The organism is Bacillus sp. ME78, assembly GCF_903970865.1.
In the GTDB taxonomy this organism is placed as follows: Bacteria; Bacillota; Bacilli; order Bacillales; family Bacillaceae_G; genus Bacillus_A; species Bacillus_A cereus.
In genome coordinates, this window is record NZ_CAJCKK010000032.1 from 18,210 (window position 1) to 41,659 (window position 23,450).

The following is a 23,450-nucleotide window of genomic DNA, read 5'->3' on the forward strand; positions in this document are numbered from 1 at the left end:
AAAAACTAAACGGCCTTATTATCCGCGACGTGCGCCACGGCCACCACGTTTAGACTCTGTGTTACGCTTTAAAGAAGTTAAACGATCTTCGCTATCCTTTAAGAAGCGTGCCATCTTTTGCTCAAATGTTTCTTTTGGAGCTCGGTCGTTACCGCCACCACGATTATCTCTGTTGAAAGAGCGATTATTACGTTGTGGACGTCCAGAACGTTGTTGATCACCACCGCGTTGGTATTCACCACGTGGACGATCTCCTTCTGTTTTTTCACGTTCTTTCGCTTTTTTGATAGATAAACCAATCTTTCCATCTTTTTCAACATTAATAACTTTTACTTCTACTTGGTCGCCCACTTTTAAGTGATCGTTAATATCTTTTACATAGTTATCAGCAACTTCACTAATATGAACAAGACCAGTTAAGCCTTCTGGCAGCTCCACAAAAGCCCCAAAATTTGTAATACCTGTTACTTTACCCTGTAACTTGCTGCCTACCTCGATTGACATAAAAAAAATGCTCCTCCTTAGTGGTTAAAAAGTCAAATTTTACTTTATTATATATAATCCTAAAATATAGTGTCAATAAGACATACTCTACTTCGAAACAGGAAAAATTATCTCCCCTTTACCAGAGAAGAAATAATCCCTTCTAGCAATCTTTAATACGTACTCTTCATCATTTAACTTTTGAACTTCGTCTTTTAGACTTTTTTCTTTATTCGTTAATGAATCCAGTTCTTTTTTCATGTCCTTAACTTTTGCTTCTTTTGCTTTAATGGAACTGTTTTGTTGATAAAACGTTACACTAATACTCGCAATAATTGTAAAAGTAAAGACAAGAAAAACCGCTAAACGGCGATAAAGTCGCTTCCTGTTCTCATCCGTTTGTATTATATGCTCTTTAACAGGATTTGGACTCTGTTTTTCGATTGTTCTTTGTCTCAGTTCCCTCATTTCCGAGGTCCCCCTAACTTCTTTTTTATACGCTCCCATATTTGGAAGATATGTCCCTTCAATTTTGCTATATATTGCAGGAACCCTATATGTTTCACTATAAAAAGTTTAACACGATTAGGGAGAAGTTTCCATATGAGCGAAGCAATAAATCGAACAGGCCAGAAAAAAACTTTCCATATGAAAAGTAATATCCAAATCACAATTTTCCATAACACATGTCCAATTGAAAGCAGTATACGAAATAAGAATAATATAAATGCAATAAATAGCTGCGCTATAATAATAACAGGTTTTATCATGAGTAGCTGTATAATTCGAACAAAAAAATATGTTGTTTGCATAAAAATATAGATGAGAAAATTTAACAGCTTCATGTATAGTGCTTTCAGTAAGCTTTGATATGCCGCAAAACCACATAACAATGCCAAAAACACATATATACGTAGTTCAGCTTCATTTACGAGAAGCAATACATAAAAGACGAATAATGCTTGGACAATCCAAAATAATATATCTTGTATAAATACAAGCCAACGTTTACGTTCTTGGCGCTTTAAAAAACGTTGATATGTATCTAAAGACGCTCCAATCCAAGCACCCATTCCAATCATTGAAAGCATTGTATACAACTGAATTGTTAGACTCATTTAAACAACTTACTAAAGAAACCTTTAGTTTTTTCCCCTTGATTTTCATCAATATACAGCATCTCATTAACTTTCCCTTTAATCGACACAATACCTTTTTCTACATCTAAATTTTTCATTTGTAAATTTTGACCACGAATCGTTAAAAAACCCATTACGGTCTCTAGCAAAAACTCTTCGCTATCAAAACTCTCTACCTGCTTCACACCGGTAATATCAATTATACGCCTGCCACGCATAATAATGTCATGTTCTACAGAAACATTTTGTTGATTAGAAGACGTAGGTGAGTAACCATTATTCACGTAAATCCCCCCATAGGTTTTTACTAGCTAATAGTAATGTATGAGGGGATACATGATTTTAGAACAAGCCTTCTTCCGCTTTTACTTTTTCTTCACGAACTAAGCTATACATATTTGCTGCATCTTCTTTTTTAGTTGTTTCTTTCAATTCATTTATTTTTACAGTCACTATTTTTTGACCAAAACGAATTGTTAATTCATCAGCTACTTTCACATCAGAACTCGCTTTTGCCACTTGACCATTAATAGATATTCTTCCTTGATCAGCTACTTCTTTCGCTAATGTTCTTCTTTTAATTAAACGTGACACTTTTAAAAACTTATCTAGACGCATATCAAATCCCCCTATTAACGCTCTGTTTGTTTCGCTTCTTCCCATAAAACATCTAACTGTTCTAATGATAAATCTTCCATCTCTTTATTCATTTCAGCTACTTTTGCCTCCATGTATAAAAAACGACCAGTAAATTTCTCATTAGTTGAACGTAACGCCTCTTCTGGATCTATTTTGTAATGACGGGCTATATTAACAAATGCAAATAGTAAATCACCAAACTCACCTAGCATCTTTTCCTCATCCATGTTTGTAACTTCTTGTTGGAACTCTTGCCATTCTTCCAAAGCTTTCTCTATCATCGGCTGCACATCAACCCAATCAAATCCAACCTTACCAGCTTTCTTCTGAATTTCAAAGGCGCGTAGTAACTGCGGCAAACTTTTAGGAACGCCATTTAAAACAGATTCTTTCACGAATCCTTTTTCTTGTTTTTTAATCTCTTCCCAATTGGCAATCACTTCATCAGCATTGTTTACATCCGTATTTCCAAATACATGTGGATGACGACGAACCATTTTTTCAGATAGAGTTCGAATGATATCATCTATAGAGAACCAACCTTCATCTTCTCCGATTTGAGCATGAAGCATAACTTGTAATAATATATCACCTAATTCTTCTACTAAGTGATCATCATCCTCTTCATCAATTGCTTCCAACACCTCATAAGCTTCCTCAATTAAATATTTCTTTAATGATTGATGCGTTTGCTTTTTATCCCACGGACAACCATTTGGACCACGCAGGTCTGCAATAATTTCTCTAAGAACATCAAACTGTTGATACAAGGACGCACGCTCCTGAACAGGTGGCACGTACACACTTGTTAAATTATTCAATTCCGTTTCATGATCTAACATGTACAACGGTACCTTCTTTACTTGTTCAAATGAAGTTCCTGCAGCTGTTACGATATACACTTCATAATCATCTGGCAACATCTCCATTAATGTTAATTTCACATCAGATGCAACGAATGCATCATATACTTGGCAAAAGATTAAATGTTGACGTAATTCTAATTGCCCTCTTTCAAATGATGTAGCATCAAGTAATTGAAATCCTTCAATCGGATCAATTTTTAGGCTTGTAAACATAGGATCAAGGAAACTTTGTCCACCCTCAATTCGCACTTCAACATTTGAAACGTCTCCTTTTTCCAACAATAGCTGAACTGTTCTTTCTGCTACAAGTGGATGCCCCGGAACCGCATAGATAATTTCTGTACCTTCAGCTTGTTCTAGCAATTTATTCGCAATTGTTTCATATACAATTTCAAACGTATCATGTGCTTCATATACAGCATCAAAAGCCGTATATTGTATGCCTTCTTTCTCCAATTCTTCTATAACTGGATGTTCCTTCGTTCTAACAAACAGATGATCTGCTTCTTTTATTTTTCGATATACACCCATCGTTAGCTGATCTAATTCACCAGCACCTAAACCTAAAACAGTAATGATTCCACTCACAACCTGTCACCTCTATCCACTCTTCTTCAATGAACCTTCTTTTTTCTCTTGTTTCATAACAGTTCCTAATTCTTTTTTTGTAAATACACGTAATTTTAAAATAAAAAACATATATGTCAATCCGCCGATGGCTACACCTAACAACGCTTCAAGCGTCGCGCTCGCTCTATGTTCCGTATCAATTACTAATCCAGACATCTGCAACACACGCGTGAACATCATTAATACAAACCCCATACAGATACCACTAATTACTACACCTAACATATTTCGCTTATTGATAAGTGACCCTGATACAGCTCTCATAAGCAACAAACTATTTAGTCCAGAAATTATGATTAACGCACATAAAGTCGCTAAGGCTGCCCCTTTCACACCAAAATAAGGCATGAATATATAATTTAACGCTAACTTTAAGCAACCTCCAAATACAACAAATAATGCTGGCTTAAATGTTTGTCCCAACCCTTGTAAAATAGAAGCCGTCGTAATTGACAATGAACTAAATAAAATAGATAAAGATAAAATAGATAAAACATCTGATCCATCACTATTTTCAAACAACATAATATTCGTAGGTTGAATAATACAAGTTAGTCCAATAGCTGCTGCAAATCCAATAACAAATGTTATTTTCATTGCTAACTTTACCTTTTCTTGAATAAAGGAAAGATCTCCTCTTTCTTTCGCCGCTGTAATAATTGGAATAAGTGATAACGAGAAAGAAGTCGTCACAACAGTACCTAATTGCATTAGCGGAATACTTCTATCATAAACACCCTTTAATACTTTTGCACTTTCAGTCTGTTCTCCCACACCAATAAGTAAAGTGTACAAGGACATTGAATCAGCCATCTGTATAAAAATAAGCACTAAATTACTAACACAAATCGCTAACCCCTGCCAAAAAAAGATTTTAATTATCTTCCTTTTACCCTTAATTCTCGCTACACGTTTAAAAAATATGGAACGAAAATCTCGACGCATATACAACATAAGTACAATAATCCCAATAAGTCCACCCGCAATTGAGCCTAACATAGCCCCTGCACCAACTGTATATAAATCAAATCCGTGAGCAATTAGGAATAGCGATAAAAATACAATAATAGAAACTCGAATTGTTTGTTCTATTACTTGCGAAACAGCCGTTGGCATCATATTATTGAACCCTTGAAAATACCCTCTTGCTACAGACAAAAACGGCATCAATAAGAACGAAAATGAAATAACACGTAGCAACTTATCTAAGTGCATATCGCCCATAGCTATCGCGATTGTTTCGGCCCCAAAAAACAATGTAAAGAAACCTATAAAACCAATTCCTAATAAAAACCAAAAAGATACACAAATAATTTCTTCTGCTTCTCTCTGTTTTCCCCACTCTAGTCGTTCTGCAACCATTTTTGAAATGATAACAGGAAACCCATAAGTAGCTAAAATTAAACAAAATCCATAAAACGGGTAAATTTGTTGGTAAATATAAAAACCAATATCCCCTGCTATATTTTGATATGGAATACGGTAAAAAGCGCTTAATACTTTTGTAACAAAACTTGCAATCGTTAATATAATAGCCCCACGCCAAAAGGCTTGATACTTCTTCGCTTCCATACAAGAAAACTCCTTTTTCTATTCTCACCTCTCGTATTATATCATAAAGAAAAGTACAAAATCCCTTACCACCACGGGTAATACTAGGTCCCTACACGTTAAAAATATTCAACGAAAAAAGGTAGCAAAGCGCTACCTTCATTCAATATACATATATCTCCAAATAATTGATTTCTCAAAAAGAAAGATCATAATTAGGAAAGATTGCTACTTCTAAAATCAATATACCCTTACTGTTCCATTTGTTTCGCTAAGAAACTGGCAGCAGTATTAACCGCTTTATGCTCGATTTCGCTTATAATAGCTTCTTTTGAAAAAATAATGACGGCTCCAATTGGGTCTCCGTTTGCAACAATCGGTCCAACTGTATAAGAATGAACCTTTTCTGTTACACCATCGATAATGGAAATATCACTTTCGTCCGTCATAATAACAGACTTTCTTTCTTCCATCGTTTTTTCGATTAGATCGCCAACACTTTTATTTAAGTATTCTTTTTTCGATACGCCTGATACTGCGATGATAGAATCTCGGTCACAGACAAGCACATTATGTCCTAAGCTGTCATATAAAGCCTCAGCATATTCCTTTGCAAAATCACCTAGTTCACTAATTGGAGAATACTTCTTTAAAATTACTTCTCCATCGCGATCAACAAATATTTCTAGTGGGTCTCCTTCTCGAATACGTAAAGTTCTACGAATTTCCTTTGGGATTACTACCCTGCCTAAATCATCAATTCGACGTACGATTCCAGTTGCTTTCATTCTAATGCTGCCTCACTTTCTACTGATGATCAAAGTGGTGAATTTACCTGTTCATGTAAAAATCACCAACTGTTAGACATAGTATTTTACACATTAGTTCTTCTATGCACGTCGAATTGTATTTTTTTATCTTATTTTAGGCATTTATTACTTCTTTTTTCACATCTGGTAAGCCTTTTAATAAATTTTCAGCAATTGTTAACCACTTCGATGTCTCTAAGCCATTTGTTTTCATAACAATTTTCAATTGTGATCCTTCCATTCCTAGACCAATCATACGCCCAAAACTATTTCCGAGCATGAATAATTTTCCACCATCAATATTTTGACTTGCTTGTTCAGAAAACAGGAATGTTACTTCAAATTTATTCTGCTTAATTAACTCAATTTGTTCTTTCATTGCCAACACTTTAATATTTGCAATTTGTAATAAATAACCAACTTCTTGTGGGTAATCACCGAATCTATCGATCATTTCTTCCTGCAATTCTTCAATATCCTCAATTGCAGAAACACCTCTAAATTGTTTATACATCATAATTTTTTGCTTACTATCTGAAATATAAGCATCTGGTAAGTATGCATCTACCTCTAAGTCAATTTCAACATTAACTGTATTTTCAGCTCCATCTGTTCCTCTTCGCTGTTCAATTGCATCTTTTAACATTTGAGAATATAGATCAAATCCGACAGAATCAATAAACCCATGCTGTTCTGCTCCTAACAAATTACCTGCTCCACGAATAGATAAATCTCTCATCGCAATTTTGAAACCAGATCCAAGTTCTGTGAACTCTTTAATTGCTTGCAGACGCTTCTCTGCAACTTCTGACAGCACTTTGTCACGTTTATAGGCAAAGTATGCATATGCAACACGATTAGAACGTCCAACACGCCCACGAAGCTGGTACAACTGTGATAACCCCATACGATCTGCATCAAATACAATTAACGTATTTACGTTCGGAATATCTACACCCGTCTCAATAATTGTTGTACTTACAAGAACATCATGCTGTCCTTCTAAAAATGATAGCATAACAGACTCTAATTCACTTTCGTTCATTTTCCCATGTGCGTACGTTACGCGAGCATCTGGAACTAACATCGAAATTTCATCTGCTTTTCTTTCAATATCCTCTACACGGTTATATAGGAAGTAAATTTGACCGCCTCTTGCAAGCTCTCGCTCTATCGCCTCTCGCATTAATGCTGGATTATACTCTACTACATACGTTTGGACTGGGAAACGATTTTCTGGCGGTGTCTCAATAACAGATAAGTCGCGCACACCAAGCATAGACATATGAAGCGTCCGCGGAATCGGAGTTGCCGTTAATGTTAATACGTCAACATTCGCCTTCAATTGTTTAATTTTTTCTTTATGCGTTACACCAAATCTTTGTTCTTCATCAATAATAAGAAGCCCTAAATCTTTATAAGTGACATCTTTAGATAAAATACGATGTGTTCCGATTACAATATCTATTGTGCCATCCTTTAAGCCCTTAATCGTTTCATTTTGTTGTTTTCTCGTACGGAATCTACTTAATAATCCTATATTGATTGGATAATCTTGAAAACGCTCTCGAATTGTTTCATAGTGTTGCTGCGCAAGAATCGTTGTCGGTACTAAAATTGCAACTTGTTTTTCATCCATAATTGCTTTAAATGCCGCACGAATAGCCACTTCCGTCTTTCCATACCCTACATCACCACAAAGGAGCCTATCCATCGGGCGTCCGCGTTCCATATCTTTTTTAATCTCGTCAATAGAACGTAACTGATCCTCTGTCTCTTGATATGGGAAAGATGATTCGAACTCTTGTTGTTCTGCCGTATCTGGCGTATATGCATAGCCTTTTGAAGCTTCGCGCTCAGCATATAGTTTAATTAGGTCATCCGCAATGTCTTGTACAGATTTTTCAACTTTCGTTTTAACCTTTTTCCAATCATTTCCACCTAATTTGTAAACTTTCGGATCCTTACCTTCAGACCCTACATATTTTTGGACTTGATCAATTTGTTCAATTGGAACGTATAACTTATCATTACCTTGATATTTAATATTTAAATAATCTTTATGAACACCATTAATCTCTAATGTCTCAATACCTAAAAATTTACCTATACCATGATTTACGTGAACTACATAATCTCCAACTTTTAATTCCGAATAACTTTTAATACGTTCAGCATTCGATAACTTTTGTTTACGTTGTGATTTTTTAACTTTCTTATGAAAAAGCTCCTTTTCAGTAATGACAACAAGCTTTTGCATCGGCATTTCAAACCCTGCATGTAAATCACCTACAGCAATTTGTAGCCTTCCAGGCAATAAGATATCTGTGCCTTCTACAATATCTGCCTCAATATCATAATCACTTAAAATATGTTGTAATTTCTTCACACGTTCATCATCTGTTCCAAGTACAACAGTCGTAAAATGCCCTTCATTCCATCTATCAATTTCTGTTTTTAACAAATTCATCTGTCCATGGAAATCTTGCATTGTTTTACATGTTACATTTACAATATTTTGCGGATGTGTGTGTGCGATATGACGCAAGAATAACGTTAAATATACAAAACTTCTTTTTTTATGATGAAGAAACCCCTCAAATGCGTGAGAGAAAGATAAATCTTGAATAATTGTTCCTTCACCAAGAAGTGATATATACCATTCCGCCTCTTCTGTTTCAAGATGTGATGCTGTTTCTTGAATACGGGAAATCTCATCTAAAATTACAACACCATCTTCTGGTAAATAATCTATCAGACTAGCAGGTTCTTTATAGAAAATAGATAAGTATTTAAACATCTGTTCTATACTTTGCCCGTTTTTCAACATCTCAATTTCATGACTTACCGTCTCAAGCACTGTAGTCTTTAGTTTATCATCAGAAAGTTTTTGCATCGTCTTAGTCAAACCTTCTTCAAGATGCTGAATTCCTGATTTTAATTCTTCCTGTGAAAATAAAAACTCTGTTGCCGGACCAAACCTAACGCTTTCTTTTTTACCTTGAGAACGCTGTTCATCCACATCAAATAATCGAATAGAATCGACTTCTGTATCAAAAAATTCAATACGAAATGGTAGTTCTTCAGTTAAAGGATAAATATCTAATATTCCCCCGCGCAAACTGAACTCCCCTGGAGCTTCTACCATCGACTTACGTTCATAGCCAATATGATGTAAAGTATGCAAGAGCGCATCTAAATCAATCTCTTGCCCTAGATTGATTTCAACTTGCTTTTGCTTCCACAATTCTTTTATTGGTAAAAATCTACGCAATCCTGCCACTGGCGCTACAATGATTCCATTCTCTCCCGCAGCCAAGCGATTTAACACTTCTATACGTTGCGCCTTCAATTCTGGACTTGCAACCCCAATTTCCGATGCTATCAGTTCATTCACTGGATATAGCCACACATCTTTTTCACCAAGTAACGCCACTAAATCTTCATGTACTTTTTGTGCTTGGTATAAGTTATGTGTAACGATTAATTGTGATTTTTTTGTTTTTTTATATAAAGCCGCCATTAATAATGAACGAGAAGACGTTGCCATCCCTGATATAAGTTGTTCTTTTAACCCATCTTCTAATCCATTAATAACCGATTGTATCTCTTCATTTTTATAAAATTGCTCTAATAAACCTATCATTTTTAAAACTCCTCTCAACATAAAGAGCAAGTCATTCTATTTTATGCAAATATTTTGGAAAAGGAAAACAGAAAAATGCTTTGGACATGCCAAAGCGACAACATTTTATTGCAGAAATTTTTCATACTCATAATACTCAGGATAAGATGCGAGCGTTTCTTGACACGATTCACAAATTGTTTTTATATATATATTTCCATTCTCATGAAAATGAATCATCTCTACTACTTCCTGCTCTGTTAGTTGAAATAAAACGTCGCTATATACTTTTTCTGCGTTAATGGAGCCTACATTACCTCCGCAGTGTCTGCAATAATAATACCCTTCCATACTAGCCTCCTAAAAATTCAATTACTACTAGTATGGGTAAAACAAAAGAGAAATATTCCCAATCTCATTTTTAACTATTGAAAGTATTCATGATTTGGAGAAAAGGCTTATTTAGCCACTCTTCACATGCATCCGCTGCTTTTTCAATAGAATGGTTAACATCCGGAATCTCTTCAGATGTAAAGCGTCCTAATACATAATCGACTACCTTCATTCCATTTTTCGGGCGATCGATTCCCATACGGATACGTTGAAATTCTTGTGTTCCTAGGTGCGAAATCGTTGACTTTACACCATTATGTCCACCAGCACTACCTTTCATGCGAAGACGCAATTTACCTACAGGAATGTCTAAATCGTCGTACATAACAACGAAGTCCTCAACATCAATTTTATAATAATCCATGAGTGGACGAATACTTTCCCCAGATAAATTCATATATGTTAGCGGCTTTAATAAGATTACCTTTTCTCCATTAACAAACCCTGCACCAAATACACCTTTAAATTTTTGTTCATTCAAAGAAATGTTCCAACGCTTCGCAAGTTCATCAATGGCCATAAATCCAATATTATGCCTTGTTAATTCATATTCTCTACCTGGGTTCCCAAGTCCTACTATCAATTTCATTCTTGTACCACTACTTTCTTTTTTCGATACGAAAAGACGTAACCAAAATTGGTTACGTCTCATTCTATCCAATTAATTGAATAATACACTCACAGATTCTTCTTCGTACACACGAATGATTGCTTCTCCAATTAATGGAGCAACTGAAAGTTCATGTACTTTGTCGATTTTCTTCTCTTCTGGTAATACGATAGAGTTCGTTACAACTAACTCTTTAATATTTGAATTTTGAATACGCTCAATTGCTGGGCCAGATAATACTGGGTGTGTACAGCAAGCATATACTTCAGAAGCACCGTTCTCAACAAGAGCGTTTGCTGCTAATGTAATTGTACCAGCTGTATCAATGATGTCATCAATTAAAATCGCTGTTTTGCCTTCAATATTACCGATAATGTTCATTACCTCTGATACGTTCGGACGAGGACGACGCTTATCAATAATAGCGATTGGCGCTTTTAGACGATCTGCCATTTTTCTTGCACGAGTTACACCACCATGATCAGGAGACACGATTACGATATCTTTAAGACCTTTTGTTTCAAAGTAATCAGAAAGAATCGGTACACCCATTAAGTGGTCGATTGGGATATCAAAGAACCCTTGAATTTGTGGAGCATGTAAATCTAGAGTGATTACACGAGTTGCACCTGCTGTTTCAAGCAAGTTTGCTACAAGTTTCGATGTAATTGGTTCACGAGAACGCGCTTTACGGTCTTGACGCGCATAACCATAATAAGGAATAACAATATTAATTGTTTTCGCAGATGCACGTTTTAATGCATCGATCATAATAAGTAATTCCATGATATGTTCGTTTACTGGGAAGCTTGTAGATTGAATAATGAATACATCGCAACCACGGATACTTTCTTCAATGTTAATTTGAACTTCTCCATCACTAAAACGATCAACAGAACATTTTCCTAGTCCTACTCCAATATGCTTTGCAATCTGCTCAGCAAGTTCCTTATTAGAGTTTAAAGAGAATACTTTCAAATTAGAATTTAGATATTGAGTCGACATCTAGATTAACCCTCCACATTATGATTTTTTCTTATTCAGCAATTGATCAACATAGTCTTCTTTGTTAACTTGACGTGCACGTGCTACCGATAATGCTTTTGATGGAACATTCTCTGTAATTGTAGAGCCTGCTGCCACATAAGCACCATCTTCAACTGTTACTGGAGCAACAAGGTTTGAATTACATCCAATAAATACCCCATTACCAATCACAGTTTTGAATTTATTCTTACCGTCATAGTTCACCGTAATTGAACCACAACCAAGATTCACGTCTTCTCCAACTTGTGCATCCCCGATATAACTCAAGTGTGAAGCTTTACTTCTATTACCAAAGACAGTTTTTTTGATTTCCACGAAGTTTCCAACGCGTACTTCGTCTCCAATAACTGAATCTGGGCGAATGTGTGCAAATGGACCAACCGATACTTCTGTACCAAGTTTACTATCATGTACAGTAGATTGACGAATTGTCGTACGATCTCCAATTTCACTATCACGAATTACTGTATGTGGTCCAATTTCACAATCAGAACCAATTACAGTGTTCCCCTCAATAATTGTTCCTGGATGAAGAACTGTATCACTACCGATAATTGCATCAGCAGAAATATAAGTGTTACTTGGATCAATAATTGTAACACCATTTACCATGTTCTTTCGGTTGATACGGTTTTTCATAATAATTTCCGCTTGCGATAGAGCGACTCTGTCGTTAACACCTAACGTTTCATCGAACTGCTCTGTTTGATAAGCTGATACGATATGACCTTCATTTTTTAAAATCTCAATAACATCTGGAAGGTAATATTCACCTTGTACGTTATCATTTGAAACTTTAGAAAGTGAAGCAAATAAAGCCTTATTATCAAAACAATACGTACCTGTATTGATTTCTTTAATAGCTAATTCTTTCTCATTTGCATCTTTATGCTCAACAATCTTTTCAACATGACCATTCTCATTACGAACAATACGGCCATATCCAGCAGGTTCTTCTATGTACGCTGTTAGCACCGTCGCCATTGCTCCCGCTTCTTTATGTTGCTGAAGTAATGCTTCCATCGTTTCAGCAGTTATTAGCGGCGTATCCCCACAAATAACTAAAGTTGTTCCTTCTTCATTTGCAAGTACACTTGCAGCTTGATCTACAGCATGTGCTGTACCAAGTTGTTCTGCTTGTAATGCAAACTCACTTACGTTTCCTAGCTGTTCTTGTACCATTTCAGCACCATGCCCAACAACCGTTACAAGTTTCTGCAATCCTAATTGAGATACTTGATCGACTACGTGTTGTACCATAGGTTTTCCACATACAGGATGCAGCACTTTGTATAGCTTAGACTTCATACGTGTGCCTTTACCTGCAGCTAGAATCACTGCAAATCTGTTTGACATATAGACCCTCCATCGCAACCTATTTATCCATTAAAGATATTATCCTAAATCATCATATATTTCAAGAAACACATTTTAACTATTAAATTTTACCATAATTCTTATAAGATGTTTTACTCTTTAGTATCTTTTTTAAGAAATAAGCTATACTATTTAAAATGATTTTGAAAAAATTAGTAGTTTCTTCTTTTTATGTTAATGAATTATGAAATTTTCAAATATAAAGCAAAAAAAAACAAACTCCTGTAAATGCTTACAGGAGTTTGCTACAAAATTATAAGGCTTTTCGTCAAAGCCCTTTTCATTCGAATTTTACGAAGCACCTGCTTCTTCAAACTCAACCTCTTCTAACTCGCCTAAACGATGATACTCTGTTAAAACCGCATCTTGAATTTTAGAGCGTGTACCAGAATTAATCGGATGTGCAATGTCACGGAACTCTCCATCTGGAGTACGTTTACTTGGCATTGCTACAAATAATCCATTATTACCATCAATTACACGAATATCATGAACAACAAATTCATGGTCCAAAGTAATAGAGGCAATTGCTCTCATGCGGCCTTCTGTGTTTACGCGGCGTAATCTTACGTCAGTCACTTCCATCTTGTGTTCACCACCCTTTTCTAAATAAGCGATATATTTGTATAAATTCCACAAATTTTCTATTTTCCCTTTAATTTTTTAAAAATTTTTAAGATAAAAATTTTTAATGTAGTTGAATATAGAGATTAGTGGAGGTTATCGCTTACAAAAGGTTACTTAACTAGGGCGATTACTTCAATTTCAACGGAAACATCTTTCGGTAATTTTGCTACTTGCACACAAGATCGAGCTGGTTTATGAGTAGAGAAATAAGAGCTATATACTTCATTCACAGCATTAAAATCATCCATGTCCTTTAAAAATACTGTTGTTTTTACGACTGTATCAAATGAAGCACCCGCTTCCTCTAATACCGCTTGTAAATTTTGAAATACTTGTTCTGTTTGTACTGTTACATCTCCTGTTACAAGCTCCCCATTTTTCGTTAATGGAATTTGTCCTGAGCTATAAAACATATTATTTACAATAATCCCTTGTGAGTAAGGTCCAATCGCTTGTGGTGCCTTGCTTGTTTGAACAACTTTCATACTTTTCACCCTTTTATTATTTATTTTACTCTTTAAAAATAGTGTACGAAAGGCAGTTTGTCCATCTATTTTATAATCTATAAATAAAATAAAAAAAGATAGAGCTATCTGCTCTACCTTTTATTCAGCCTCTACAAGCCCTTCATCAAATGGTGCAAGAGAATAATTCCCTTTTTCCACTTGAATCGTTTTTTCTTTCACATCAACTTCCGATAGACGAATTAATGATACAAAATTATTAATTAGTCGTTCTTCAATATCTGTGGATTCTACTAATACACCAATACCAACAACATTAGCCTTGAACTCTTCTAACATACTCATCATACCTTGAATCGTTCCACCAGCTTTCATGAAGTCATCAATAATTAAAACATTCGATCCTTCTGGAAGGCTGCGTTTTGCTAACGTCATTGTTTGAATTCGTTTAGAAGAACCCGACACATAGTTAATACTAACAGTCGGACCTTCTGTTACCTTATTATCTTTCCTTGCAATTACAACTGGTACATCTAAGTAATTTGCCACTGCATAAGCAAGTGGAATCCCTTTCGTTGCCACTGTCATAACCGCATCAATTGATTGCCTAGCAAAAACAGAAGCAAACAAACGACCTGCGCCATTAATATGGCGAGGATTACTCAATAAATCTGTCATGTATAAGTAACCGCCAGGCAAAATACGATCTGGGTTTTCAAATAAGCCACAAAGCTCATCAATAATTAGATCTGCCTCTTCTTCACTTATATACGGTATATATTTCACTCCTCCTGCTGCTCCTGGTATCGTTTGCAATGTGCCGACCCCTTGTTGCTCAAACGTTTGCTTAATAATAACTAAATCCTCACTAATGGAAGACTTAGCCGATTGATACCTTTCAGCAAAAAAAGTGAGAGATACTAGCTGACGAGGGTTTTGTAGCAAGTAATAAGTCATATCGACTAATCTTGTACTTCTTCTAATTTTCATACTCTCACCTCAAATCACGAATATTCTAAACAAATCATAACGTATTATACGTCTTTATTCAAGCGTTTCTCGCTCTCCTAATAAACGTACCGCATAGACCTGTTCACAAAATCCTTTTAATCCGTTATAAATGCGATGCATTCGAGAATCATGGTGTACAAGTCCAAATACAGTTGGACCACTTCCACTCATCAATACAGCATCCGCTCCGAATCGCTTCATCTGTGATTTAATACGTGCAACTTCAGGATGCATTCCAAATGTTACATCTTCTAAAACGTTACCAACAGTATCACAAATCCCTTTATAATCTCCAGAATTTATGACATCAACCATTTTATCTACATTTGGATGTGTAACTCGATTTAACTTTAAATTTCCATACACATCAGCAGTAGATACACCTATATGTGGTTTCGCTAAAATAACCCAACAAGAAGGCGGAGTCTTTATATGCTCAATTTTCTCTCCTCTTCCAGTGGCAATTGCTGTGCCGCCGTATACACAGAAAGATACATCTGATCCAATTTCTGCGCCAAGCTCTGCTAACTCATCAATTGTAAGCCCTAAATTCCATAATTTATTAAGACCACGTAATGTCGCTGCTGCATCACTACTTCCACCTGCTAATCCAGCTGCTACTGGAATCGTTTTTTCAATAGTAATAGATACACCTTTTTTTACATTAAACTTCTCTTTTAATAATTTCGCTGCCTGATAAGCTAAATTTCGTTGGTCGTCTGGGACATACCGATTATGGGATAAAATTTCAATACGGTCTTCTGCTAATTCCGTTAGTTCTAGACGATCTGCTAAATCAATGGTTGTCATAATCATTTTCACTTCATGATATCCGTCTTGTCTTTTTCCCAGTACATCTAACGACAGATTAATCTTTGCTGGTGCTTTCACTAGTAGCTTCAATCTATTCACCCACTCTATGTACTCAATCTTTTATCGTTTATTTTACCATAAATTTATAGTAAGACGATGACACTTCCCTAATTATAACGAAAAGCATTCAGAATGAAACTACTTATGTAAAATGATGGCACCTTTTAGAGTACAAAAAGCCGAGGAATGTCTCCTCGGCTACCGTAGCATAGAAAGTATCTTACAACTACTGGTTTCGTTTCATTAATTGCTGTTCTGCAATTTCTATAGCACGTTTCACCATGTTACCAGCATCTTTCGCACGAATTCCGCCCCATCCTTCTTTCTGAACAACATCATAAAAACCAAGCTCTTTTGCTAGCTCTTCTTTAAATTGGTTTGACATGACACCTCTTCGTCTACTCAATGCAGAGTCCCTCCTTATTTTGCTACGGTATAGTTAGTATGCAAAATAATATAGCTTTTCATTTATGGAAATATATGTAATGATATACGGATTATAAAATGACCTCATCATGAGGGTCTCCATAAAATGTTAACTCTACTGTCTCTGTTAAAACATCTGCATAACTATAAGATACACGTTGCAACGCATCTTCTTGTTGATCCAATTGTACAACAAAAACAGAACGGTATGTTTCTGCTAGTACACCTGATTGCTCCACAGTTTTTCTTCTTCCACTATTTGCTTTTAACATAAGTCGCTGTCCAAGATGGTGATCTAATTCGCTTTTAATTTCATCTAAACGTTTTGACATATACTTCGCTACACCTCGCTGTAATTTAGATTGAACACTTAAAACACGATATATCTATCCTAATTATTAACCTCGATTCACAGCTAATATCATCTTGCGTTTGAATAGATAGAAGAAATACTATATTGTAAAAGTATCATTACGTAGTCTGTACGTTCTTGTCTCTTTTTATCCAAATTCATTTAAATCCTTCCATACAAAAAAGCAAGATACATATGTACCCTGCTTACTCTTCGTAATGTTGAAAAGGTAATCCCGTTCGTAAAATCCCTCTCGTTTCAATTCCACCTAGTCCCTTTTCACCAGTAATTGTATTACGTACGACATCCCATACATTGACTCTCTCCATAAATGAAGTAAAACTAATTTTACCAACTACATATACAGGATCTAGTGCATGAATATTAATTCTAGATGGTGAACTAGCGAAATTGGCCCCTGCACGAATTAGTGCCTCAAAGTGCGATTGACATGCCCCAGCAAAAATAACAAGTTGATCCAATGATGGATATTTTTTTCGCACTTCTCGAACAGCCTGTACAAAATGCCTTGAATGCCTATATGCCGCTAAATCTCCCTTCACTCCTTTCGATTTTGTATATGCATCATGCCCCGTAATAACGAGAATGTCTGGGCGAAAGTGATCTATTAAGTCTACTACTTTTTCATGCATCTCCGTTTCTTTACAATGAATACCTTGTACAGGAACGCCAATTTTGTTATATAAGTCTAAGCACTTGCGCAAATATAAAGGGTCTCCATCTATATGCAATACACGTCCCGGCATTTGAAAATAATTCACCTCACTTGTGTATCCACCAGTTGAAGTATGTTCATGCCTTTGTTTCATTAACACATAATCTTGTTGAAACAAACGATACGTGCGCTCCATTGTTTCTTTCTCACGCTTCACCCTTTTTTTATGTTCTCGTTGATCTATACTAATTAAATCTTCAAGTGGCGCATCCGCCACCAGTCTAATTTCCTCTCCAAACAATATAGCTATCTCGCCTTTTATTTCTATAATACGAAAAAGAATATCCCTCTTATGAGAATATCGTTCCACTAATTCTCCAACATGTAAAGCCATTCTCCTACCTCCAAACTCATTAGGCCATCTTACCTGTTTTTAAAATATGAATTTAGAGGGAGAAAGGTGACAAAAGGGACAGTTCAAGTTGAACTGTCCCTTTCATATTCTTATGATAATTTATGAAGAACCAATGCATTACTTAATGTTGCAAACTCTTCAATAGATAGCGTTTCGCCTCTTCGCTTTGGATCAATTCCTACTTCTGTTAAAATTCGATCCAATAATTCCTTATCTTTCGGGAAACCATTTAAATTATTTGATAAATTATTCATCAAAGTTTTACGGCGCTGTGCGAAACTTGCTCGTACTACTTCAAAGAAGAATGTTTCATCTGTCACCTCTACAACCGGTTTCGGACGCTTTAGAAGGCGAATAATTGCAGAATCAACATTTGGCTGTGGTACAAACACTGTACGCGGTACAGTCATAACTGTTTCAACTTCTGTATAATACTGAATAGCAATCGATAAAGAACCATACTCTTTCGTTCCAGGTTTAGCAGCTAAACGATCTCCAACTTCTTTTTGCATCATAACAACAAATCCACGAACTGGTAACTTTTCTTCAAGCAATTTAAATAAAATTGGCGTTGTAATATAGTATGGCAAGTTAGCTACTACCATTACATCTTGCCCTTCTTCAAATTGCTCATTAAATACTTCATGTACATCCGCTTTTAGTACGTCTTTATTAATAACTGTAACGTTACCATATGGTGCTAACGTCTCATCTAAAATTGGTAATAGTCTTTGATCAATTTCAAAAGCCACTACTTTTTTAGCACGCTTCGCTAATTGCTCTGTTAATGCACCGATACCTGGTCCAATTTCAATTGCACCACTTTCTGAACCAATTTCTGCATGATCGACAATACGATTTAATACATTTGTATCAATTAAAAAGTTTTGTCCTAAACTTTTTTTGAATGAAAATCCATACTTTTCAACAATGTCTTTTGTACGATTTGGCGTTGCGATATCCTTCATTTTTTTTCCTCCTGTATTACTTGCTTATAAGCTTCTCCAAATGATTCCTTTGAAACTTGAAACATCTGTAATCGTTTATGTAACTGTTTTGCATTTGTATAACCAATCTTTAATAGCTTACCCATTCTTTCTCTGCGGCTCTTTGCCATTTCTCCGCCCACTAAGCCTGCATCGACTAAATCACTCCAACTAATTTCACTTGTATAAGCTTCCATTTCTTCATGTATATTCTCTAGAGCACGGCGAATCGACTCATTAGAAGCATGTTCGATCCCAACTCCCTTTTTCCTTTTAGCAAGCGCTTCTTCCTTCGGTAAAAAGGCATGCTTACAGCCGGGAACCTTGTCAGAAATAATTTTTCGAATACGCTCTCCAGGATAATCTGGATCTGTGAAAATAATAACGCCCCTTTTTTGCTGCGCTAATTTAACTTGCTCAATAACATGATCACCGATTGCTGAACCGTTCGTTTCAATTGTATCCGCATCAACAGCACGCTTAATCGCAACTGTATCATCTTTACCTTCTACAACGATAATCTCTTTTATTTTCATGCTTGCCTCCACACTCGTTTCGTCTCTACTTAGTAAAACAAAAAAATGACGACTTTTCCATTATTATTTTCCTCATTCTTATATTTTAAAAAATAGAATAGAAAAATCTTTGTTCTCTGTCCTTATTGTAACACTTCATCATTCACATTTATTTTCTTCATCACTTCTACTAGTGTTTTTTCAAAATAAAAAAGAACAGGTTTCCCCATTCTTTTTTATTCAACACCAAATAAAGCTTTTGCATTTTTGGTTGTCATTTCTGCTACTTCCTCATAAGAAACACCTTTTAAATTCGCAATTTCTTCTGCTACGAGTTTTACATAACTCGGTTCATTTCGTTTCCCTCGAAATGGATGCGGCGTTAGATATGGACAATCCGTCTCTATTAACAATTTCTCTAATGGAATCTCCGTAGCAACCTCTTTCGGCTTTTTAGCGTTTTTAAATGTAACTGGTCCGCCTAACGAAATTAGAAAGTTCATATCAACACATCGCTCTGCTACTTCTACGCTGCCGCTAAAACAATGCATAATGCCTCCTACTTCAGCTGCATTCTCTTCTTCTAGAATATCAACAATATCTTGAGTTGCATCGCGATTATGTATAATAATCGGCAATTTCACTTTTTTCGCTAATGCAATTTGTTTACGAAATACTTCTTTCTGTATTTCTTTTGGAGACTTATCCCAATGATAATCTAAACCCATTTCTCCAAGTGCAACGACTTTAGGATGAGAAGCAAGTTCTTCTAACCAAGCTAAATGTTCTTCTGTCATGTCAATTGCATCAACTGGATGCCATCCAACCGCAGCGTAAATAAAATCATAAGCTTCAGCTAATTCCATCGCCTTTTTTATCGTTACTTCATCAAAACCAACAACAACTGTATAAGTAACTCCCGCTTCTTTCATTCGGGCAATAACTTCTTGCAAATCTTCTTCAAATTGCTCTGCATTCAAATGCGAATGTGTATCAAACAACATAATACATAACTCCTTTTATATTGAAATCAAGTTTATTCTACAAAAATAAGTTCTTTAATAACTTAACGATAACAATACTACAATCTTAATGCAAAAATAGAGAATGTAAAAAGAAAAAAGACGCTTCACACATGTTACACGTGAAACATCTCTTTTCTTGTCTTAATTACTTGATTTTTGTACCATTTGGTAGATTTTGGTCAATTGATGCTAATGACAATACACCATTCTCTTCACCCGCTAAAATCATACCTTGCGATAATTCACCGCGTAATTTTACAGGTTTTAAGTTTGTTACACAAATAACCTTTTTACCTTTTAGGTCTTCTGGCGAATAGAATTTTGCAATTCCAGAAACAACTTGACGCTTTTCTGTGCCTAAGTCTAGTTGAATTTTTAACAACTTGTCTGCTTTTTTCACAGGTTCAGCAGATAGTACTTCAGCTACGCGTAATTCTACTTTAAAGAAATCATCAATTGTAATTTCTTCTGCCTTCGGCTCTTCTTCTTTTTTCTCTTCTACTTTAGGGGCAGAGCTTTTCATTTGTTCTTTAATGTACTCTACTTCCACTTCTATTTCTAAACGAGGGAAAATTGGGTTTCCTTTTTCTACTTTTGTTCCAGCTGGAATACAGCCAATTGTAGATAGACTTTCCCAAGATTTATGAGCCTCATCAGTAAGGCCAAGCTGAGCAAACATCTTGCTTGGTGCTACTGTTAAGAATGGCATAAGCATAATACCTGTTTGACGAAGTACTTCTGCTAAATGAGCCATTACGGAAGCTAACTTTTCACGATCATTCTCATCTTTTGCTAATACCCATGGTTGTGTTTCATCAATATATTTATTCGTACGACTAACCAATTGCCAAATAGATCCTAACGCTACAGAGAACTCCATATTCTCCATTGCTTCTTCTACTTTTTTCAAAGTATCTTGTGCAAACACTACTAACGTTTCATCAAATTCTGTTACATTTGCTTTAAATGCAGGGATTTCTCCGTTAAAGTACTTATCAATCATAGCTACTGTACGATTTAATAAATTACCTAAGTCATTTGCTAAGTCGAAATTAATACGCTCCACAAATCCTTCTGGTGTAAATACGCCATCAGATCCAAATGGAACTTCACGAAGTAAGTAATAACGTAATGCATCCAATCCATAACGATCGATTAATGTAACTGGATCTACTACGTTTCCTTTTGACTTACTCATCTTTCCATCCTTCATTAAAATCCAGCCATGAGCAAAGACTTTCTTTGGAAGAGGTAAATCTAATGCCATTAAAATTATCGGCCAATAAATTGTATGGAAACGAACGATTTCTTTCCCAACTAAATGCACATCTGCAGGCCAGAATTTTTTATATTTCTCTTCATTTGCTGTTCCATAACCTAACGCCGTAATATAGTTAGATAATGCGTCAACCCATACGTAAATAACGTGTTTTGGGTTACCAGGAACACGAACTCCCCAGTCAAATGAAGTACGAGAAACTGCTAAATCTTCTAATCCTGGTTTAATAAAATTATTAATCATTTCATTTTTACGAGACTCCGGCTGAATGAAATGTGGATTATCTTCATAGAACTTTAATAGTCTGTCGACATATTTACCCATTCTAAAGAAATAAGATTCTTCACGAACAAGTTCTACATCATGACCACTATCTGGACTTTTTCCTCCAACTACTTTGTCACCTTCCATAATTGGATCTACTAATTGGTGCTCTGTATAGAACGTCTCATCTTGTACAGAATACCAACCTTCATATTCATCAAGATAAATGTCACCTTGATCTACTAATTGCTTAAAGATTTTTTCGACAACATCTTTATGACGATCTTCAGTTGTACGAATAAAATCATCATAAGAAATATCCATCTTCTCCCAAAGCTCTTTAATTCCTGCAACAATATTATCAACATATGCCTGTGGCGTAATATTTAACTCTTCTGCTTTCTTTTGGATCTTCTGTCCATGCTCATCAGTTCCTGTTAAATAATGCACATTATATCCTTGCATACGCTTATATCGTGCCATTGCATCTCCTGCTACTGTCGTATAAGCATGTCCAATGTGTAATTTTCCACTTGGATAATAAATTGGGGTAGTAATATAAAAGGACTTATTTTCCTCTGTCATTGTTTTGGACCTCCCGAATAACCTCATATGTATTTATAAACAGTATATCAAAAACTCATATATAAAGTGAAACTTTAATCAGTGGGGTTTTTCTTCATCCCCACTGATTATTAGCCCACATCAATCGGGCTTTTACGAGCAGCCCGAATCTCACTTATCTTCTTTAAGCCAACCTAATTTTGAATTCTGGGTCTTAATGCTCGATATCTTTATCATCTATTGCTCATATTTCAAAAAAATATACAATCTCCACTTGGAATTTGTTATTTTTTTCTGAAAATATTGTAAATAATTGTGGAATTTCCTCTCAATCTATTATATATAAGAAATAAGAAATCTATAAATCTTTTTAAAAAATATAGAATTTAAGAATTGACGGAAATGTAAATGATTGGTATCATATGTCCATAGGGTATTTTGTCGAAAAATGACGAATCTAAAAATAGACTCGAAACTTATAAACTATTTATTTAGGAGGAAAAAAATTATGAAATCTACTGGTATTGTTCGTAAAGTTGATGAATTAGGTCGTGTAGTAATTCCAATCGAATTACGCCGTACTTTAGGTATTGCAGAAAAGGACGCTCTTGAAATCTATGTTGATGACGAAAAAATCATCTTAAAGAAATATAAACCAAACATGACTTGCCAAGTAACTGGTGAAGTATCTGACGGTAACCTTTCTTTAGCTGAAGGTAAAATCATCTTAAGCAAAGAAGGCGCTGAGCAAATCTTAAACGAACTTCAAGATTATATCGAAACAGCAAAATAAGCTTCTCAATT

25 protein-coding genes are annotated in these 23,450 nt (G+C 35.4%); 1 reads left to right on the top strand and 24 read right to left on the bottom strand.

Going from position 1 to position 23,450, the window contains the following annotated elements:
- Positions 1-18: 18 nt before the first annotated feature.
- The 24 genes from H6481_RS24045 to metG form a co-directional block, all read right to left on the bottom strand.
- Entirely contained in the window at positions 19-504 is a 486-nt protein-coding gene (locus tag H6481_RS24045) for a S1 domain-containing RNA-binding protein (RefSeq protein ID WP_000021451.1), read from the bottom strand.
- An 87-nt stretch (positions 505-591) separates the two neighbouring features.
- Entirely contained in the window at positions 592-951 is a 360-nt protein-coding gene (gene divIC, locus H6481_RS24050) for a cell division protein DivIC (RefSeq protein ID WP_001208739.1), read from the bottom strand.
- Positions 948-1,601 (bottom strand): spore cortex biosynthesis protein YabQ, encoded by a 654-nt coding sequence (yabQ, locus tag H6481_RS24055; protein ID WP_000059781.1) that lies wholly within the window; start codon positions 1,599-1,601, stop codon positions 948-950. The genes divIC and yabQ overlap by 4 nt, the downstream gene beginning before the upstream one ends.
- The gene (yabP, locus tag H6481_RS24060) at positions 1,598-1,906 is read right to left on the bottom strand and encodes a sporulation protein YabP (RefSeq protein ID WP_001059104.1); all 309 of its coding nucleotides are present in this window, start codon (positions 1,904-1,906) and stop codon (positions 1,598-1,600) included. The genes yabQ and yabP overlap by 4 nt, the downstream gene beginning before the upstream one ends.
- A gap of 58 nt (positions 1,907-1,964) precedes the next feature.
- Positions 1,965-2,240 carry an RNA-binding S4 domain-containing protein gene (locus H6481_RS24065; protein ID WP_001234876.1) on the bottom strand — a complete coding sequence of 92 codons (276 nt, stop codon included), beginning with the start codon at positions 2,238-2,240 and terminating at the stop codon, positions 1,965-1,967.
- A gap of 14 nt (positions 2,241-2,254) precedes the next feature.
- Positions 2,255-3,715 (bottom strand): nucleoside triphosphate pyrophosphohydrolase, encoded by a 1,461-nt coding sequence (gene mazG / locus H6481_RS24070; protein WP_182813391.1) that lies wholly within the window; start codon positions 3,713-3,715, stop codon positions 2,255-2,257.
- Positions 3,716-3,727: 12 nt separating this feature from the next.
- The gene (locus H6481_RS24075) at positions 3,728-5,329 is read right to left on the bottom strand and encodes an oligosaccharide flippase family protein (protein ID WP_182813393.1); all 1,602 of its coding nucleotides are present in this window, start codon (positions 5,327-5,329) and stop codon (positions 3,728-3,730) included.
- Between the two features lie 230 nt (positions 5,330-5,559).
- Complete coding sequence (gene spoVT, locus H6481_RS24080) at positions 5,560-6,096, bottom strand: stage V sporulation protein T (RefSeq protein WP_000648306.1); 537 nt, start codon at positions 6,094-6,096, stop codon at positions 5,560-5,562.
- Positions 6,097-6,232: 136 nt separating this feature from the next.
- On the bottom strand, positions 6,233-9,763 hold the full coding sequence (gene mfd, locus H6481_RS24085; protein ID WP_000579684.1) for a transcription-repair coupling factor: 3,531 nt from the start codon (positions 9,761-9,763) through the stop codon (positions 6,233-6,235).
- A 105-nt stretch (positions 9,764-9,868) separates the two neighbouring features.
- Positions 9,869-10,093 carry an anti-sigma-F factor Fin family protein gene (locus H6481_RS24090; RefSeq protein ID WP_000399438.1) on the bottom strand — a complete coding sequence of 75 codons (225 nt, stop codon included), beginning with the start codon at positions 10,091-10,093 and terminating at the stop codon, positions 9,869-9,871.
- A 70-nt stretch (positions 10,094-10,163) separates the two neighbouring features.
- Positions 10,164-10,724 (bottom strand): aminoacyl-tRNA hydrolase, encoded by a 561-nt coding sequence (pth, locus tag H6481_RS24095; protein WP_000767702.1) that lies wholly within the window; start codon positions 10,722-10,724, stop codon positions 10,164-10,166.
- 72 nt (positions 10,725-10,796) lie between these two features.
- Positions 10,797-11,750: a ribose-phosphate diphosphokinase gene (locus H6481_RS24100; RefSeq protein WP_000107420.1), complete on the bottom strand. Its 954-nt coding sequence runs from the start codon at positions 11,748-11,750 to the stop codon at positions 10,797-10,799.
- A gap of 18 nt (positions 11,751-11,768) precedes the next feature.
- The gene (gene glmU, locus H6481_RS24105; RefSeq protein ID WP_000071039.1) at positions 11,769-13,148 is read right to left on the bottom strand and encodes a bifunctional UDP-N-acetylglucosamine diphosphorylase/glucosamine-1-phosphate N-acetyltransferase GlmU; all 1,380 of its coding nucleotides are present in this window, start codon (positions 13,146-13,148) and stop codon (positions 11,769-11,771) included.
- A gap of 312 nt (positions 13,149-13,460) precedes the next feature.
- Positions 13,461-13,754 (bottom strand): septation regulator SpoVG, encoded by a 294-nt coding sequence (spoVG, locus tag H6481_RS24110; protein WP_000454041.1) that lies wholly within the window; start codon positions 13,752-13,754, stop codon positions 13,461-13,463.
- Positions 13,755-13,906: 152 nt separating this feature from the next.
- The gene (locus tag H6481_RS24115) at positions 13,907-14,281 is read right to left on the bottom strand and encodes a RidA family protein (protein ID WP_000869824.1); all 375 of its coding nucleotides are present in this window, start codon (positions 14,279-14,281) and stop codon (positions 13,907-13,909) included.
- Between the two features lie 120 nt (positions 14,282-14,401).
- Complete coding sequence (gene purR, locus H6481_RS24120; protein ID WP_000702467.1) at positions 14,402-15,250, bottom strand: pur operon repressor; 849 nt, start codon at positions 15,248-15,250, stop codon at positions 14,402-14,404.
- A gap of 54 nt (positions 15,251-15,304) precedes the next feature.
- Positions 15,305-16,174 carry a 4-(cytidine 5'-diphospho)-2-C-methyl-D-erythritol kinase gene (gene ispE, locus H6481_RS24125; protein WP_000772104.1) on the bottom strand — a complete coding sequence of 290 codons (870 nt, stop codon included), beginning with the start codon at positions 16,172-16,174 and terminating at the stop codon, positions 15,305-15,307.
- Between the two features lie 196 nt (positions 16,175-16,370).
- Positions 16,371-16,529 (bottom strand): small, acid-soluble spore protein, alpha/beta type, encoded by a 159-nt coding sequence (locus H6481_RS24130; protein ID WP_000070633.1) that lies wholly within the window; start codon positions 16,527-16,529, stop codon positions 16,371-16,373.
- 112 nt (positions 16,530-16,641) lie between these two features.
- Positions 16,642-16,902, bottom strand: coding sequence for a Veg family protein (locus H6481_RS24135; protein WP_000044346.1), 261 nt, complete (start codon positions 16,900-16,902; stop codon positions 16,642-16,644).
- 226 nt (positions 16,903-17,128) lie between these two features.
- On the bottom strand, positions 17,129-17,992 hold the full coding sequence (gene yabG, locus H6481_RS24140; protein WP_001173734.1) for a sporulation peptidase YabG: 864 nt from the start codon (positions 17,990-17,992) through the stop codon (positions 17,129-17,131).
- 110 nt (positions 17,993-18,102) lie between these two features.
- A complete protein-coding gene (rsmA, locus tag H6481_RS24145) occupies positions 18,103-18,981 on the bottom strand; it encodes a 16S rRNA (adenine(1518)-N(6)/adenine(1519)-N(6))-dimethyltransferase RsmA (RefSeq protein WP_000651548.1) in 879 nt (292 codons plus the stop codon).
- Positions 18,978-19,535, bottom strand: a complete 558-nt coding sequence (gene rnmV / locus H6481_RS24150; RefSeq protein WP_000692837.1) for a ribonuclease M5 — start codon at positions 19,533-19,535, stop codon at positions 18,978-18,980. The genes rsmA and rnmV overlap by 4 nt, the downstream gene beginning before the upstream one ends.
- Before the next feature lie 215 nt (positions 19,536-19,750).
- Positions 19,751-20,518 carry a TatD family hydrolase gene (locus tag H6481_RS24155; protein WP_000895840.1) on the bottom strand — a complete coding sequence of 256 codons (768 nt, stop codon included), beginning with the start codon at positions 20,516-20,518 and terminating at the stop codon, positions 19,751-19,753.
- 166 nt (positions 20,519-20,684) lie between these two features.
- Positions 20,685-22,694: a methionine--tRNA ligase gene (gene metG / locus H6481_RS24160; RefSeq protein ID WP_182813395.1), complete on the bottom strand. Its 2,010-nt coding sequence runs from the start codon at positions 22,692-22,694 to the stop codon at positions 20,685-20,687.
- A gap of 460 nt (positions 22,695-23,154) precedes the next feature.
- Here metG and H6481_RS24165 point away from each other — a divergent pair, with 460 nt between their 5' ends.
- Positions 23,155-23,439, top strand: a complete 285-nt coding sequence (locus H6481_RS24165) for an AbrB/MazE/SpoVT family DNA-binding domain-containing protein (protein WP_000843036.1) — start codon at positions 23,155-23,157, stop codon at positions 23,437-23,439.
- The last annotated feature ends 11 nt before the right edge of the window (positions 23,440-23,450 follow it).